This window comes from Alteromonas sp. P256, from assembly GCF_036864455.1.
In the GTDB taxonomy this organism is placed as follows: Bacteria; Pseudomonadota; Gammaproteobacteria; order Enterobacterales; family Alteromonadaceae; genus Alteromonas.
Genome location: NZ_JAZETM010000009.1, coordinates 123,594 through 139,177 on the forward strand (window position 1 = coordinate 123,594; position 15,584 = coordinate 139,177).

Below are 15,584 nucleotides of genomic sequence, written 5' to 3' on the forward strand. Positions count from 1 at the left end.
ACAAAAGGGATAAAAATGAAATCACGAGCCATTACTTTGATCTCACTGCTTGCAGCGTTAGGCACATTTTCGGTGCAGGCTGAAAGTATTAGCAAAGCAATCGAAAAATGTCGCGGCACTGAAAACAGCTTAAAGCGCCTTATGTGTTACGACCGTATGGCAAAATCTATAAGCCAGTACGACGACGTTGATATGCAAATAAGTGATGTACCGGCTATTCCTCGAGCAACTCCAAAGCCAGCCGTCACCAAAGTACCGGCGGTTCGCCCTACCGTTGCTGCTGCGCCGCAAGAAATGGAAGAGCAAGACCCCGAAGCGTCTTTCGGCTTAGATAAAAAGCGTACTCCAGCCGATGACGTATCTGAAGTTGCACTAACGGTTGCTGAAGTGTCTAAAAGCGCTCGTGGAAAGCAAGTAATTACTTTTAATGACGGCTCACAGTGGCAACAAGTGGATAACACGTACTTAAAATTAGAAGCAGGGCAGGACGTTACCATTAAGAAAGGGCTATTTGGTGCATTCTTTCTAGGGGTAGACGGCATAAATAAACGTTTAAAAGTAAAACGACTGAAGTAAATGACATTATTCGATGCTGGTGTCAATCTGCTAGACAGGCGCTTCGATGCCAGCGAAGTCATTCAACGTGCCTTCGAGGCAGGCGTTGAAAAATTATGTGTAATTACCACTCATCCAGATGAATGGGAGCCTGCTTATCAGCTATATCTCAAGTTCCCTGAAATTCTGTGTTACACCATAGGCGTGCATCCGCACCACGCAAAAGACGTTACCGACCAATCATTAATTCAACTTGAGCAATTAGCGCAGCGTGAAGGCTGTGTAGCCATAGGCGAGTGCGGCTTAGACTTTAACCGCAACTTTTCTGCACAAGGAACCCAGTTAGCGGTGTTTGAGGCTCAGCTTGCTATTGCAGTAAAATTGCAAAAGCCCGTGTACCTGCATGAGCGCGATGCGTTTGAGCCTCAAATGACACTATTAACTCACTATATTCCTCAGTTGCCAGGCGGCATTGCACACTGTTTTACTGGCACGGTAGAACAAGTTAATGCGTATCTATCTCTCGGTTTATACATTGGGATCACGGGGTGGGTATGTGATGAAAAGCGGGGCGACGCGCTAAGAGAAGCGGTAAAAAATATTCCTAAAGACAGGCTTATTTTTGAAACTGACGCTCCTTATCTTTTTCCAAAAACACTAAGACCAAGAAAGCGGAATAACGAGCCAGCCTTTTTGCCTCACATTGTGAAGCAGGTTAGCGAGATGTTAGCACTATCTGAAGAGCAGCTAAGCGAATACAGTTTCACTAACAGCTGCACTTTGTTTTCTATGGGCTGAGAACGCTTGATGCAAATTCACACGGACAAGCTACGCAGTTATGATGTAGGTTTGCTGGTAACAGCCATCGTTACTGTTGTGCTGTGTGTATCGTTGTTTTTAAACATATCCCCCAACTCGTCGCAGCCCCCGCATTACTCACAATTAAAATATCGTTTTGCCTCATCTGACGAGCTAAATTTTGAGAATGTGGACCAAGTACCATCCAACCAATGGATGCCCGCTACATCGCCCGTCAATTTGGGAATGAGTGACAAAACTGTGTGGTTTTCAATGGTCATTGAGCCCACTCAAAGCCCAGATAGCAAATATTTGCTGCATATCGACTATGCCTTATTAGATGAACTCGACGTAGGCATATTTGAGAATATTAGTTCGGTGCCCGTTGTTACTTACTCTGCTGGAGATACACGAACGGCAGAAAACCGTCCGTTTCAGCACGTAAAGCCACTTTTTCCGTTGCCGTCTAGCCAGTTCTCACAGCAGGTTTTTATTAAAGTAAAAACGTCGGGAACCATCCGGTTACCCATTCGTATTTGGAAAGAAAGCGAGTTCATTCAGTTCACCGCCAATCGAAATGCAGCATTAGGCGTTTTCTTTGGAATATTGATTGCGATGGGAATAAGCAATTTGTTCCTCACAGTCACTACTGGGAGTAAGTCATTTTTCCTCTACTCCGGCTACGTCTTTTGCTTAGCCCTCACCATTGCGACACTTCAAGGTTATGGTTTTACTTATCTTTGGACTGGTAGCCCCTGGTTTCAAGGTAAAGCCGCCGTTATTTTTGCCAGTGCCACTATTATGTTTGGCAGCATGTTTACCCGTAGCTTATTGCCCATAAAGAAATACAGTGTTCTCTTGGACAAAATAATGCGCGGCATTGGTTGGCTATGTGGGGCAAGCATCGTTGCCAGTGTGTTGTTGCCATATTCAATAATGATCAAGATTTTCTTAGCGGCCTTGAGCATTATCGTCTCCTTCACATTGCTATTAGGCGTATGGATGGCCACTAAGGGCGAGGTGATTGCTCGATACTTTACTATTGCTTGGGGCTTTTTATTGATAAGCGCATTAGCGGCAAGTTTTGACAACCTAAACCTAGTCCACCTGCCATTAACGTCTAATACGTTACTCATCATTGGTGGTGCAGTTGAAACGCTTATTCTGGCGTTAATCTTGGCGATTAATTTCAGCCACAGCAGAGATACGCTTATAAACGCTAAGCAATTTGCATTAGAGCAAGAGAAGCAGGCAAACACGGCCAAAGAGCACTTGTTAACCATGCAGCAACGTCATCAAGAAGATTTGGAGTACAAAGTTGAAGAGCGCACCTTAGAGCTTGAGGTTACATTGCGAGAGCTCTCTGAAGTAAACCAAGAGCTAGAGCGACTCAACGCAGTAGACCCGCTTACAGGCGCTCACAACCGCCGTCACTTTGATAAAAGCCTGCGCGCACAGGGGCGACGAAGTCGCAGAGAGCAAATACCGCTCTCGTTGATCATTCTCGATATTGATCACTTCAAGCAAATTAACGATAAGTTTGGTCATGATGCCGGTGACGAGTGTTTAAAGCATATGACACACCTCTTTCAAAAACATATTCATCGCCCTAGCGATGATTTATGTCGAATCGGGGGTGAAGAGTTTGCTGTTATATTGCCTAATACGGATATTGAAGGCGGTAAATTCATTGCCGAAAGTCTGCTAACAGCGTTGGCATCTGAACCACTGAGTTATGAGGGCGATGAAATAAACCTTACTGCCAGTGCAGGCGTAGCAACTGCTATTATGCATGATGAAGATCAGGCTCAACACTTATTCAGACTTGCCGACTCACTGTTGTATAAAGCAAAGCAGAGTGGGCGAAACAAAGTAATATCTCAACAACTGCAGGACTAACTATGACCACTTCGTTTCCAAATCGCCGAATGCGCAGACTTCGAGCTAAAGATGCTCTGCGTGGACTCGTTGCTGAGAACGCACTTTGCGTAGATGATTTAATTTACCCCGTATTCGTATTGCCTGGGCAAGACTCACGAGAGGCCGTCCCCTCAATGCCAGGCGTAGAGCGTCTTTCTCTCGACCTTTTATTGGAAGAAATGAAAAAGTGGGTTGCGCTGGGTATTCGCACATTTGCCCTTTTTCCCGTTACGCCAATGACATTAAAAACAGACTGTGCAAAAGAAGCGTTTAACCCTGATGGTTTAACGCAAACGGCACTTCGCGCGATAAAAAAAGCGTACCCAGACATTATGCTAATGTCTGATGTTGCTCTCGACCCATTTACGTCTCACGGCCAAGATGGCCTCATTGATAGCGATGGGTATGTGGTCAACGATGAAACGGTGGAAGTATTGGTAAAGCAGGCTTTATCCCATGCCGAAGCTGGCGCGGATATTGTGGCACCATCAGATATGATGGATGGACGCATAGGTCAAATTCGCCAGGCGCTAGAAAGCAACGGATATGTAAACACGTGTATTATGGCCTACTCAGCTAAGTACGCTTCGTCTTACTACGGGCCCTTTAGAGATGCCGTCGGCTCAGCTGCCAATATTAAAGGCGGCAATAAAAAAACCTATCAAATGGACCCTGCAAACTCCGATGAAGCCATTCATGAAATTGCCCTAGATATCGAAGAGGGTGCAGACATGGTGATGGTGAAGCCAGGCATGCCATATTTAGATATTGTGCGTCGCTGTAAAGATGAATGCAAAGTGCCTACGTTTGCTTATCAGGTAAGCGGCGAGTACGCCATGCACCAAGCGGCTTTTGCCCACGGTTGGTTAAACGAAGATGAGGTGGTACTGGAATCGTTATTGGCATTTAAACGTGCCGGTGCCGATGGCATTTTGACTTACTTTGCCCCCAAAGCAGCAGAGCTATTGCAAAAGTAGTCGTTTAACAATAAGACTGCAAATGTAGACAACTCATGTTCCGTCAATGGGCATAAGTGCAAATAAAAAGAGCCGCTTGAGAGCGGCTCTTTTTATTTGTGGTGACCCATCTTAAAGATGGCTGGTTACACACACACCAGCTCACATCCGGCTTTGTGCTGCAGCCAGCACTCATTGGCTAGCTCGGCATTAATTAAAGGGTGAGACTTCAACCAACCTTCTGGAAAGGTAAGCGTCCACTTATCACCTTCACACAACAGTTTTACATCGGGAATATGCTTGTTTTGTCTGCGTAAACACAGTACCACGGCAATGCGTAAAACCCGAAGTAACCCTTTAAGCATAGGGCGATAATCTTGGTGATAATTATCAAATATATCACTGGCAACATTTAATCGATGCTGAGACACAAGCTCTCTAATTGCTGAGCGCTGTAAACGGGTAAAGCCTGGTAAATCAATATAACTGAGTATATACGCACCGTGTTCATGATGGCGCTTGTACTCAATATGCAGACCAATTTCGTGAAGCTCTGCGGCTGCGCCTAAAATTGTCTCGGTATCGAGGTGACAAATATTTTGTTGACCACACAGTTGATAGCACAGCGATAGCGCCACTTGCTTTACCGTAGCTGCGTGAGCCGTGTCGATGTGGTAACGCTGTTTGGCCTGGTTTAGCGTCTGCTGGCGGCGGTCGTTATCGGTAACATTGTCCAACATGCCATAGATTAGACCCTCACGCAGGGCGCCACCAGAAATGTTCATGTACTTGATATCAAGCGCTTCAAATAAGCTAATGAGAATAGCCAGTCCCGATGGAAATATTGCTTTGCGGTTTTCTTCTAACCCTTCAATAGTGAGTTGGTCGATAGAGCCGCATTCAACACACTGCTTTTGCAAGTGGTAGAGGTAATCGAGTCGAATAGCATCGCTGATCCCTTGAGCCACTAATATTTCAGTTATCGCCTGGGGCGTACCTGAAGCACCGAGACAGTTTTCCCAGTCAAAGCATAAAAAGGCGTCAGACACTTCACTAATAAGTGCATGTGCAGCTTTTTTTGCCTTATCAAAGTTGTCATCGGTTATGCTTCCTCCATGGAAATAGCGTTCCATAAAGGTGACACAGCCCATGTCTAAACTTTTCAAATGAATGGGCTGCATATCATTACCAATAATGATTTCAGTGCTAGCACCACCAATATCAATAACAAGGCTGTTGCCTTGATTGGCCGATGTATAGGCTACGCCGAGGTATATCTGTCTGGCCTCTTCTTCGCCGCTGATAACATTAAGCTTATGATTAAGGATTTCTTCGGCTTTGCGCACAAAAACGTGTGCATTGGTGGCAAGGCGCAGTGTCGCGGTTGCAACCACCTTGATATTTGAAGGGGGAATATCTTGTAATCTTTCAGAGAAAACTTGCAGGCATTTCCAACCGCGCTCCATGCTTGTGTCATCAAGCAATAATTGTTCATCAAGCCCGGCTGCTAATCGCACCTTCTGCTTAATTTTACCAATAATTTGAACGCTTCCATTGACCACATGGACAATCACCATGTGAAAACTATTAGAGCCTAGGTCAACGGCGGCATAATACTCGCCGTAGGTCTGGGCATCGTGCTGGAGTTCTGCCTGCATAGTGTCTCGTGTTTTATTTACTTGTATTTCGCTGCTGGGGCTTGCCGCGCCCACGGCTATTGCCTCTACGAGAAGAGTTTCGATTATTAGGCACACGCTTTCTGCGTGGCTTAGGAGGTGTTACCTCGTCTAATAATGCGGTTCTGTCGTAGTCTGTAACCGGAATAGTAGCATGAATGTACTTTTCAATTGCCGGTAGGTTAAGCGCGTATTTTTCGCACGCAAAACTTATTGCAATACCGCTTCTTCCCGCTCGACCGGTACGGCCAATACGGTGCACGTAATCTTCGGCATCGTCAGGCAAGTCGTAGTTAAATACATGCGTTACCGCATCAATATGTAAACCACGAGCCGCCACGTCAGTCGCAACTAATATGTCTAATGCGCCCTTGGTAAAGTCTTCTAAAATACCAAGACGTTTCTTTTGCGGAACATCGCCACTTAACAAACCAACGCGGTGTCCGTCTGCGGTTAGCCAATCTGTGACTTTCTCACAGCTGTGCTTGGTGTTGGCAAACACAATGGCCTTTTCTGGCCACTCTTCTTCTAGGAGTGTGAGAAGCAGCAATATTTTATCGTCATCTGACGGATAAAACAGTTCTTGGCTTACGCGGCTTGCAGTCGTTTGTTCAGGGGCAACTTGCACATGAGTAGGGTTATTCATGTGTTCATAAGCCAGCTCCTGTACGCGATAACTCAACGTGGCTGAAAACAGCATGCTAAGTCTTTCGTTTGCAGGTGGCATACGACGGAATAAAAAGCGGATATCTTTAATAAAGCCCAAATCGAACATACGATCGGCTTCATCAAGCACGGCAACCTGAATATTTTTCAGCGAGAATACATCCTGTTTATAGTAATCCAGTATGCGTCCTGTCGTGCCAATAATTATATCCACCCCTTCTTCTAGGGTTTCACGTTGACTTTGGTAACCTTCGCCCCCATAAATCAACCCTAACGATATTCCAGTGTGCTCACTGAGCAATTTGGCATCGTTATAAATTTGCACAGCAAGTTCTCGTGTAGGTGCCATAATAATGGCACGCGGACCGTCTAATTGGCTGTTACTTGAGTTTTCTGCTTTGCTTAGCAGGTAATGGAATGTAGCGACCAAAAACGCAATGGTTTTTCCCGTGCCCGTTTGAGCTTGGCCAGCAATATCGAGGCCCTCTAATAACGGAGGCAGTGCAAGTGCCTGAATTGGTGTACAATGCGAAAAATTCTCTGCCGTCAAGGCGTCAACGACTTTGCTGTTGATCGGCAGGTCAGAAAAATGAGTTTCAGTTAAATGAGTAGGCATAGCTTATAGCTTATCAGTGCTTGCATTAAAAAACAGTTTCTATATAACACTTATGGTAAGGCTGAGAAGACTCAGCGACAGACCAACAATGGAGAAAAGAATGAGCGACAAAATTATCCAGTTATCTGACGATAAATTCGAAGCAGATGTTATCAATGCTGACAGTCCTGTACTAGTTGACTTTTGGGCCGAGTGGTGTGGCCCCTGTAAAATGATCGCACCTATCTTAGAAGAAGTTGCGATCGAGTTTGATGGCAAGTTAACAGTTGGCAAGTTGAATGTCGATGAAAATAACGAAACTCCGCCTAAATACGGTATCCGTGGCATCCCAACGTTGTTACTTTTCAAAAATGGTAACGTTGCAGCGACAAAAGTGGGTGCGCTATCAAAAACTCAGTTAACAGAATTTCTCAACGAAAACCTGTAATTGATACAGAAAAGCCGGTGTAGGTAACCCCTACATCGGCTTTTTTCATCACACTAGATAGCATTACACTTTAGGATAGTGAGCCCAATTTAATTAACATTTAGTGACCAAATCGCTGGACGTTGGTTAAATATAGTGCTAACTTTTCTCTCAGCGCTCATCCGAGCAGCATTCTGCAACTGCCCAAATCCGGGCGATACCAAATCTAAACGAGAACAGAGTGACCAAAAGTCCTGTAAGCGAAGCTCAAGCACAAAGACCCACCAGTATGAATTTAACCGAATTAAAGAATAAACCAATTAGCGAATTGGTTAACATGGCCGAGAAAATGGGCCTTGAGAATATGGCTCGCGCCAGAAAACAAGACATCATATTCTCTATCTTGAAGACGCACGCTAAAAGTGGCGAAGATATCTTCGGAGATGGAGTTTTAGAAATTTTACAGGACGGTTTCGGCTTCTTACGCTCAGCTGATTCTTCTTACCTTGCAGGTCCAGATGATATTTATGTCTCGCCTAGCCAGATTCGTCGCTTTAATTTGCGCACTGGTGACACCATTGCAGGAAAAATTCGTCCTCCTAAAGACAGCGAACGTTACTTTGCGCTATTAAAAATTCGCGAAGTAAACTTCGACAAGCCTGAAAACTCGCGAAACAAAATTTTGTTTGAAAACCTGACTCCTTTGCATGCTGCAGATCGTTTGCGCATGGAACGTGGTAATGGTTCAACAGAAGATATTACTGCGCGTGTTCTCGATTTAGCATCGCCTATTGGTCGCGGTCAGCGCGGACTCATAGTTGCGCCGCCCAAAGCCGGTAAAACGTTGCTTCTACAGAATATTGCACAGTCTATTGCTGCCAATCACCCAGAATGTGAATTGATGGTACTACTTATCGACGAACGTCCAGAAGAAGTCACTGAAATGCATCGCCTAGTACAAGGTGAGGTGGTTGCCTCTACGTTCGACGAGCCAGCAAGCCGTCACGTACAAGTGGCAGAGATGGTTATCGAGAAAGCGAAACGCTTAGTAGAGCACAAAAAAGACGTGGTTATTCTTCTCGATTCAATCACTCGTCTTGCTCGTGCCTATAACACGGTTATTCCATCATCAGGTAAAGTACTTACCGGTGGTGTTGATGCAAACGCACTTCATAAGCCAAAGCGTTTCTTTGGTGCTGCCCGTAACGTTGAAGAGGGTGGTAGTTTAACTATTATCGCCACAGCACTTATCGATACCGGCTCTAAAATGGATGAAGTTATCTACGAAGAGTTTAAAGGTACCGGTAATATGGAACTTCACCTTAATCGCAAAATTGCGGAGAAGCGTGTGTTCCCAGCTATCGACTTTAATCGTTCTGGCACACGTCGTGAAGAGCTACTTACGAAACAAGATGAACTACAGAAAATGTGGATCTTGCGTAAAATTGTTCATGAAATGTCAGAAATCGACGCAATGGAGTTCTTAATTAGTAAGCTCTCTATGACGAAGACGAACGATGAGTTCTTCGATGCAATGCGAAGACAAAGAAGCTAGCAATAGTGAATGATTTGAAAAAAGCGCCCAGTCTAGGCGCTTTTTTTGTCTCCGTTTTTTATCTCAATAGTTGCGTTTCTTTTTTTCTGCTGACGCTGGTGGTGTGTTCTTATGAAAGATGATCTATTCTGGATAAAACAAAAAAGGAAAGACAACAGAGGAAAAACACTATGATTAGGACGATAGCAACGTTAGCCTTCGCAAGTTTTGCGGCATCTACCAGCATATTCGCTGCACCTGTCGATGTTGATAGTTTGGCCAACAACGTAGAGCCAGATGTCATTAAATGGCGTCACCACTTTCACCAGTTCCCTGAGCTTTCTAATCGCGAATTTAAAACGGCAGACTACATTGCGAATTACCTCACCTCTCTGGGCTTAGAGGTACAAACCGGCGTTGCAAAAACTGGCGTAGTGGCCATTCTCGATTCTGGTAATCCAGGTCCTGTGGTAGCGCTTCGCGCCGATATGGATGGGCTGCCTGTTAAAGAGCAAAACCAATTATCCTATCGCTCTGAACAGATGGGTGAATACAATGGAAATGACGTGCCCGTCATGCACGCATGTGGTCACGACACTCATATGGCCATGCTGATGGGCGCAGCTAAAACCCTAACCGGTATAAAAAGCGAACTTACTGGCAAGGTAAAGTTCATCTTTCAGCCAGCAGAAGAGGGCGCACCCGCGGGAGAAACCGGTGGTGCCGAAGTAATGGTAAAGGAAGGGGTACTTAAAAACCCTGATGTGGATGTGATTTTTGGTTTGCACATTAATGCAAACACTGATGTGGGCAAAGTGCGCTATAAGCCTGGTGGCACCATGGCTGCCGTAGATCCGTTTAAAATCGTTATTCACGGTAAACAGGCGCATGGCGCTTACCCGTGGAAAAGCGTCGATCCCGTCGTCACCGCCGCACAAATGATCATGTCTATACAAACCATTGTTAGCAGAGAGTTAAAGCTTATTGACGATGCTGCTGTTGTTTCAATCGGCTCAATACACGGTGGTAACAGGTCTAACATTATTCCTAATGAAGTTGAGCTTGTTGGTACTATTAGAACGTTGAACAAGGCTGCCCGTGAGCATATTTATGAGGCATTGCCTCGCAAGGTAAACGCCATCGCTGAAAGTATGGGGGCCAAAGCAGAGCTCACGTTACCCTTAGATTATTCTTATCCTATTACGTATAACGACCCCGCATTAACGCAGGCCATGTTGCCAACAATGCAGCGCACCGCCGGCGTTGAAAACACCTTGTTATCTAACCCTGTTACAGGTGCTGAAGACTTCTCTTTCTTCCAAGAGCAAGTGCCTGGCCTGTACGTGTGGGTAGGTGGAAAGCCCCTAGATGTGTCTGAAGAAGATAGTCCCGCTCATCACACGCCAGAATTTTATGTAGACGATGAAGGTATGAAATTGGGCGTAAAACTACTGACTAACTTTACACTTGATTATATGGCGCAAAACTAAACATGGTGCTTAAGGGGCTTATAATAAAACTCACTTTGTTTTTAGCTGGTTTTTAGCTGGCCTCTGGCGCTAAACGCAATGTTAAAACGCAATATCGCGGCGATCTGGTTTTTCTGTATCCAGAAGTGCGATGCCTTGTCCACAGGCAATTGAAGTGGGAATTTTGCGCAAGTTACGCTACAATCGCGTGCTTTTAAAACTTGTCTATTTTACCTACTCCGAGGATCATTAGATGGCGAAAGTCGCGATTGTAATGGGTTCAACTTCAGACTGGCCTACCATGCAGCAGGCTGCAAAAATGCTGAAGTCGTTCAACGTCGAATTCGACGCGAAAGTCGTGTCGGCGCATAGAACACCAAACTTACTAGTGGAGTTCGCAGAGAACGCTGCAGATGAAGGCTTTAGCGCCATTATTGCGGGTGCCGGCGGTGCTGCTCATTTGCCTGGCATGATTGCGGCGCATACTCATTTGCCAGTATTTGGGTGTCCGGTAAAATCAAAAGCACTTAGCGGTTTAGACTCATTGTTATCAATTGTGCAAATGCCTAAAGGCGTTGCCGTTGGTACGCTCGCCATTGGCGAAGCTGGCGCAGCCAATGCTGGGCTATTGGCCGCTCAAGTTGTTGCGTTGCAAGACGAGACAGTACGAGACGCGATTATTGCCTTTAGAAAAACTCAAACCGAGACAGTGCTAGCGTCAAGTAACACATTGGAGCTAGATGAATGAGAGTCGTCGTTTACGGTGCAGGTCAATTAGCACAAATGATGTATCTTGCGGGTAGCCCGTTAGGTATTGATGTACAGGCCGTTGACGTAAACAACGACACGGTTGTTCATCCGGTAAGTAAAAGCCCTCTAGATATCCCTCTTGATGAAGCGTTAGACGGTGCTGATGCGCTAACCGTTGAATTTGAGCACGTTCCTGAGCGCCTGCTTGAAGTTGCCGCGCAAACCAATAAGTTAATGCCCAATATTCAAAGTATTTTGGTGGGTGCAGATCGTGTTCGTGAAAAGCACTTGTTGCAGACTATGGGTGTGGCAAATTGCGAGCACAAAATTGTTACGCACTTAGACCAATTAGATGAATGTGTTGATGCGCTTGGCAGTAAGTTAATTTTAAAAGCCAGTCGCGATGGCTACGATGGTTATGGCCAATGGCGTTTGTCAGACGACGCTGAATTACCAGAGTTAAAGCAGTCTCTTCAGGGCCTAGATTTAGAAAATGTGCCTTTAGTTGTTGAGAAAATGGTTGCCTTCGACCGCGAGCTTTCACTCATTGGTGTAAGAAATGCCAAAGGTGATATTCGCACCTACCCACTTGCGGAAAACTTGCACCATCAGGGCCAGTTACATGTGTCTGTTGCGCCTGCAACAAACGTCGATGAGGCGCTACAGCAACAGGCACACGATATCTTTACTACTCTGGCCGACGGTATGGACTACGTGGGTGTACTGGCGGTGGAGCTATTTCAAGTAAACGATACCTTATTGGTGAATGAATTAGCGCCGCGGGTTCACAACTCAGGTCACTGGAGTCAATCTGGCGCCATAACCAGTCAGTTCGAGAATCATCTCAGAGCGGTGTGCGGACTGCCGTTAGGCGATACATCAGCGTTGGGACCCAGTGCAATGGTGAATATTATCGGGTGCAGCAGTTTCTCTCGAGAGCTTTTGAGTATCGATGGCAGTCATCTGCATTGGTACGGTAAATCGGTAAGAGACAAGCGCAAGATGGGCCACATCAATGTGACAACTGATAGTTACCATCAGCTTGGTGAAAAGCTAATGGCCCTTAGTCAATACCTTCCCCTTGAGTACTTCCCCAAATTAGTTGCTGAGGCAACGCGATTAAAAGGTTGACAGTAACCATTTAATCGCTAGAATACGCATCCGCTGTCTAGGCAGCGGTTTTAAATAGTGTGCCGACTTAGCTCAGTTGGTAGAGCAACTGACTTGTAATCAGTAGGTCGCCAGTTCGATTCCGGCAGTCGGCACCATTTATCTTTGTTATTACGCATTTCTTACGTAATATAGTTCCGTTAACCACAACGGAGCAACTTCTCAATGTCATTATCTTCCTATGTTCGCCAGTTTCATGGCAAATTATTTAGCTGTCTGCTAGCCCTAACGTGTTTTACTTCGGCTACTGTTTTTGCTCATGGTGAGCACAGCCATGAGAATGAGCACGGCAAAAACCATGAGCACGACAAGAGCCATGAGCACGTCCAAGGCCATGAGCATCATAAAAAACATGGGCACGTGAAAGACTCCCAATCGCCCATTGTCCTTAAAGATGGCTATGCCCGAGCAACCTTCCCAATGGCTAAAACTGCAGCTGCTTATTTTACACTGCATAATCATGGCGACGACGACCTTCAACTAAGCGGTGTTACTGTTGACGCCAAAGTGGCAGACGAAGCGCAAATTCACACCACGAAAATGGAAGGCGACGTTATGCGCATGCGTCACTTAACTGATGGTGTGACCATAGGTGCTCACAAACATGTCGAGTTTACATCCGGTGGTTACCACATAATGCTTTTAGGTTTAAAAAATGGTTTAAGCGAGGGAGGAGAATTGCAACTAACGCTTCGTTTTGATGGGCAAGAGCCATTGCATGCGGTTCTACCTGTAAAAGCCAATACACAAGGTATGCATAAGCACGGACATTAAACACGGTGACGTTTTTATGATGAGGCCAATACTCGTGTCATTTACGTTGAAAATTAACAGTCTAACATCTATAAAATAGATGGCTGCAATCAACTTAATGCGAGTTCTATCTGCATTAAGTTGATGTACTATCGTTGAATAGATAACGTTACTACTAACTAGTTTTAACAGTATGTTAAGGAGCGAAACATGAGCAAAATTGATATTGGAATTTCAGAAAGCGATCGTGGCGAAGTAGCACATGGTTTAAAAAAACTATTGGCAGACTCGTACACGTTATACCTTCAAACCCATAATTTTCACTGGAATGTTGAAGGCCCGCAGTTTCGCGAACTACACTTGATGTTTGAAGAGCACTACACCGAGCTTGCAGAAGCTGTTGATGAAATTGCAGAGCGTATTCGTACGTTAGGTGTGGCGGCTCCGGGAACGTATAAAGCGTTTGCCGAGCTAAGTGCTATCGAAGAAGTTGATGGTGTGCCAGAGGCTACCGAAATGGTGCGTTTACTTACCCATGGCCACGAGCAGGTAGTGAAAACGTGCAGAGAGTCTTTGAAACTAGCGCAAGGAGCGGATGATGAATCTTCATCTGCGCTTATCGGCGATAGAATGCGCGTTCACGAAAAAACGGCCTGGATGCTTCGCGCAATGCTACCAAAGTAGGCGTCAAAAGGTTGCGTTAACGAGTGCTCGGTAGAAAGAAAACTCGGCAAAAAGAAAGCTCGGCAAAAAGAGAGCACTTCCAGATATCTCGGGACGAATAAAACAAAGGGTACAGCCATGCTGTACCCTTTTTTGTATAATTGTCACTTCACTAAGTTATATTCGTCCTCTTTAGATATAGAAAGCTGGATATAGAAGGCTAAATGCAGAGCAGTAGATACAAAGCAAAAGATGTATCTACGATAGCGCATTAAAAAATACGGCATTCAAAAAGCGACATCGATAAGAGCAATAGCAAACATTGAGGCACAGATGAAAAAATTTACAGCGGGGTTACTTGGCCTTTGTAGTATCAGTTTGGCAGTCAGCCAAGGCGTGATGGCAAATAGTCACAACGACTCAGACAAGGTCATTAGCACAAAAGATAACGGGATGAAAGTAACGACACTCGCGCAGGGGCTTGAGCATCCGTGGGGAATGGCGTTTCTACCTAATCAAGATATGCTAGTAACTGAACGCTCTGGTGGTATTCGTAGGTTGTCACAAAGCGGCGAGTTATCAGACAGGCTAGAAAACGTGCCAGAGGTTGTTGCAAACAATCAAGGCGGAATGCTGGATATTACTATCGACCCTGATTTCAGCGAAAATAATACGGTGTATTTTTGCTACAGCAAACCCTCTGATGATGGTAAGCCTGGCAGCAGCAGCAGTGTGGCGAAGGCGACACTGATAGACAATGGGCTCGAAAATATAGAAGTAATATTCAGCGCTTCGCCTGTTATCGACAATGGTTTTCACTTTGGGTGTCGTTTGGTGTTTGATGCTGAAAAGTCACTGTATGTCACCCTTGGCGATCGCTACAAATACATGAAGGAAGCACAAAATACGGATAATCATTTCGGTACTATAGTGCGCATTAATCGCGATGGCAGTGTACCTGAAAGTAACCCTTTCACTGACGGTGATGCGCCGGAAGTATTCAGTTTTGGTCATCGAAATGTTCAGGGCGTAACGGTTCATCCCGATACCGGTGCGGTCTGGGCAATGGAGCATGGTCCCAAAGGCGGCGATGAAATAAACATAATCAAAAACGGCGCTAACTATGGCTGGCCTGAAATCACCTATGGCATTGATTACAGTGGCGAGATCATCAGCGATAGAACTCACATGGAAGGCATGGAGCAACCTTGGCTCTATTGGGACCCTTCAATCGCTCCTAGTGGACTCGTATTTTATACCGGTGACATGTTTAAAGAATGGCAGGGCGACATTCTTGTGGGGTCGTTGAAGTTTACTCATCTTCGTCGTATCGATGTGGTAGATGGAAAACCCACAGAGCAGCACGAATACCTACGAGATAACGGCGCTCGCATCAGAGATGTTGAGGTTGACGAAGCAGGTGCAATTTATCTGTTAACGGATGCGCCAAATGGCAAGGTGCTAAAGCTGACCAAATAGTGTTACTGCCAACGGCAGTGTTAAGGTCAGTGCCAATGCGAGTGACGCAATAGGTCAGTCGACTCTCTTATCATCACAGGTAAGACAGGGCTTGGCAAAAAAGCAAGCAAAAAAAGCAAGCCAAAAAGCCGAGCTAGCGAATTTGCGCTAGCTCGGCTTTTTATTTGAAGCGC

General features: G+C 45.4%; 14 protein-coding genes and 1 tRNA gene. 13 read left to right on the forward strand and 2 right to left on the reverse strand.

Annotated elements, in window-relative coordinates; translation table 11 throughout:
* The first annotated feature begins 15 nt into the window (after window positions 1–15).
* From V7R39_RS13900 to hemB, 4 genes are read left to right on the forward strand one after another with little or no spacing between them, the layout of a single operon-like run.
* Window positions 16–576 carry a hypothetical protein gene (locus V7R39_RS13900; RefSeq protein ID WP_334031411.1) on the forward strand — a complete coding sequence of 187 codons (561 nt, stop codon included), beginning with the start codon at window positions 16–18 and terminating at the stop codon, window positions 574–576.
* Window positions 577–1,353 carry a TatD family hydrolase gene (locus V7R39_RS13905; RefSeq protein WP_334031413.1) on the forward strand — a complete coding sequence of 259 codons (777 nt, stop codon included), beginning with the start codon at window positions 577–579 and terminating at the stop codon, window positions 1,351–1,353. It abuts the gene before it with no gap.
* A 9-nt stretch (window positions 1,354–1,362) separates the two neighbouring features.
* Complete coding sequence (locus V7R39_RS13910; protein WP_334031414.1) at window positions 1,363–3,252, forward strand: sensor domain-containing diguanylate cyclase; 1,890 nt, start codon at window positions 1,363–1,365, stop codon at window positions 3,250–3,252.
* A gap of 2 nt (window positions 3,253–3,254) precedes the next feature.
* Window positions 3,255–4,250, forward strand: a complete 996-nt coding sequence (gene hemB, locus V7R39_RS13915; protein WP_334031415.1) for a porphobilinogen synthase — start codon at window positions 3,255–3,257, stop codon at window positions 4,248–4,250.
* 125 nt (window positions 4,251–4,375) lie between these two features.
* Here hemB and V7R39_RS13920 read toward each other — a convergent pair whose 3' ends face one another.
* Together V7R39_RS13920 and rhlB are read right to left on the reverse strand one after the other, a co-directional pair.
* Window positions 4,376–5,887 (reverse strand): Ppx/GppA phosphatase family protein, encoded by a 1,512-nt coding sequence (locus V7R39_RS13920; RefSeq protein ID WP_334031416.1) that lies wholly within the window; start codon window positions 5,885–5,887, stop codon window positions 4,376–4,378.
* A gap of 13 nt (window positions 5,888–5,900) precedes the next feature.
* On the reverse strand, window positions 5,901–7,187 hold the full coding sequence (gene rhlB, locus V7R39_RS13925; protein ID WP_334031417.1) for an ATP-dependent RNA helicase RhlB: 1,287 nt from the start codon (window positions 7,185–7,187) through the stop codon (window positions 5,901–5,903).
* Between the two features lie 100 nt (window positions 7,188–7,287).
* On the opposite strand from rhlB, the gene trxA reads away from it, so the two are divergent.
* The 9 genes from trxA (at window position 7,288) to V7R39_RS13970 (ending at window position 15,411) form a co-directional block, all read left to right on the forward strand.
* Entirely contained in the window at window positions 7,288–7,614 is a 327-nt protein-coding gene (gene trxA, locus V7R39_RS13930; protein WP_163112631.1) for a thioredoxin TrxA, read from the forward strand.
* A gap of 268 nt (window positions 7,615–7,882) precedes the next feature.
* Window positions 7,883–9,148, forward strand: coding sequence for a transcription termination factor Rho (rho, locus tag V7R39_RS13935; RefSeq protein WP_032095483.1), 1,266 nt, complete (start codon window positions 7,883–7,885; stop codon window positions 9,146–9,148).
* A gap of 170 nt (window positions 9,149–9,318) precedes the next feature.
* On the forward strand, window positions 9,319–10,617 hold the full coding sequence (locus V7R39_RS13940; RefSeq protein ID WP_334031419.1) for an amidohydrolase: 1,299 nt from the start codon (window positions 9,319–9,321) through the stop codon (window positions 10,615–10,617).
* A gap of 232 nt (window positions 10,618–10,849) precedes the next feature.
* Window positions 10,850–11,344, forward strand: coding sequence for a 5-(carboxyamino)imidazole ribonucleotide mutase (gene purE, locus V7R39_RS13945; RefSeq protein ID WP_334031421.1), 495 nt, complete (start codon window positions 10,850–10,852; stop codon window positions 11,342–11,344).
* A complete protein-coding gene (locus V7R39_RS13950) occupies window positions 11,341–12,477 on the forward strand; it encodes a 5-(carboxyamino)imidazole ribonucleotide synthase (protein WP_334031422.1) in 1,137 nt (378 codons plus the stop codon). The genes purE and V7R39_RS13950 overlap by 4 nt, the downstream gene beginning before the upstream one ends.
* A gap of 61 nt (window positions 12,478–12,538) precedes the next feature.
* Window positions 12,539–12,614: transfer RNA gene (locus V7R39_RS13955), tRNA-Thr, on the forward strand.
* A gap of 67 nt (window positions 12,615–12,681) precedes the next feature.
* Complete coding sequence (locus V7R39_RS13960; protein WP_334031424.1) at window positions 12,682–13,290, forward strand: copper chaperone PCu(A)C; 609 nt, start codon at window positions 12,682–12,684, stop codon at window positions 13,288–13,290.
* Between the two features lie 189 nt (window positions 13,291–13,479).
* Window positions 13,480–13,953, forward strand: coding sequence for a Dps family protein (locus V7R39_RS13965; RefSeq protein WP_334031426.1), 474 nt, complete (start codon window positions 13,480–13,482; stop codon window positions 13,951–13,953).
* Between the two features lie 312 nt (window positions 13,954–14,265).
* Complete coding sequence (locus V7R39_RS13970) at window positions 14,266–15,411, forward strand: PQQ-dependent sugar dehydrogenase (RefSeq protein ID WP_334031428.1); 1,146 nt, start codon at window positions 14,266–14,268, stop codon at window positions 15,409–15,411.
* Window positions 15,412–15,584 lie beyond the last annotated feature (173 nt).

Bases quoted from the DNA above. Each gene is read 5' to 3' on its own strand.
- hemB (WP_334031415.1), top strand. From the start codon at position 3,255: ATGACCACTTCGTTTCCAAATCGCCGAATGCGCAGACTTCGAGCTAAA.
- V7R39_RS13960 (WP_334031424.1), top strand. From the start codon at position 12,682: ATGTCATTATCTTCCTATGTTCGCCAGTTTCATGGCAAATTATTTAGC.
- V7R39_RS13900 (WP_334031411.1), top strand. From the start codon at position 16: ATGAAATCACGAGCCATTACTTTGATCTCACTGCTTGCAGCGTTAGGC.
- V7R39_RS13965 (WP_334031426.1), top strand. From the start codon at position 13,480: ATGAGCAAAATTGATATTGGAATTTCAGAAAGCGATCGTGGCGAAGTA.
- V7R39_RS13910 (WP_334031414.1), top strand. From the start codon at position 1,363: ATGCAAATTCACACGGACAAGCTACGCAGTTATGATGTAGGTTTGCTG.
- V7R39_RS13905 (WP_334031413.1), top strand. From the start codon at position 577: ATGACATTATTCGATGCTGGTGTCAATCTGCTAGACAGGCGCTTCGAT.
- trxA (WP_163112631.1), top strand. From the start codon at position 7,288: ATGAGCGACAAAATTATCCAGTTATCTGACGATAAATTCGAAGCAGAT.
- rhlB (WP_334031417.1), bottom strand. From the start codon at position 7,187: ATGCCTACTCATTTAACTGAAACTCATTTTTCTGACCTGCCGATCAAC.
- rho (WP_032095483.1), top strand. From the start codon at position 7,883: ATGAATTTAACCGAATTAAAGAATAAACCAATTAGCGAATTGGTTAAC.
- V7R39_RS13940 (WP_334031419.1), top strand. From the start codon at position 9,319: ATGATTAGGACGATAGCAACGTTAGCCTTCGCAAGTTTTGCGGCATCT.
- V7R39_RS13970 (WP_334031428.1), top strand. From the start codon at position 14,266: ATGAAAAAATTTACAGCGGGGTTACTTGGCCTTTGTAGTATCAGTTTG.
- V7R39_RS13950 (WP_334031422.1), top strand. From the start codon at position 11,341: ATGAGAGTCGTCGTTTACGGTGCAGGTCAATTAGCACAAATGATGTAT.
- V7R39_RS13920 (WP_334031416.1), bottom strand. From the start codon at position 5,887: ATGCAGGCAGAACTCCAGCACGATGCCCAGACCTACGGCGAGTATTAT.
- purE (WP_334031421.1), top strand. From the start codon at position 10,850: ATGGCGAAAGTCGCGATTGTAATGGGTTCAACTTCAGACTGGCCTACC.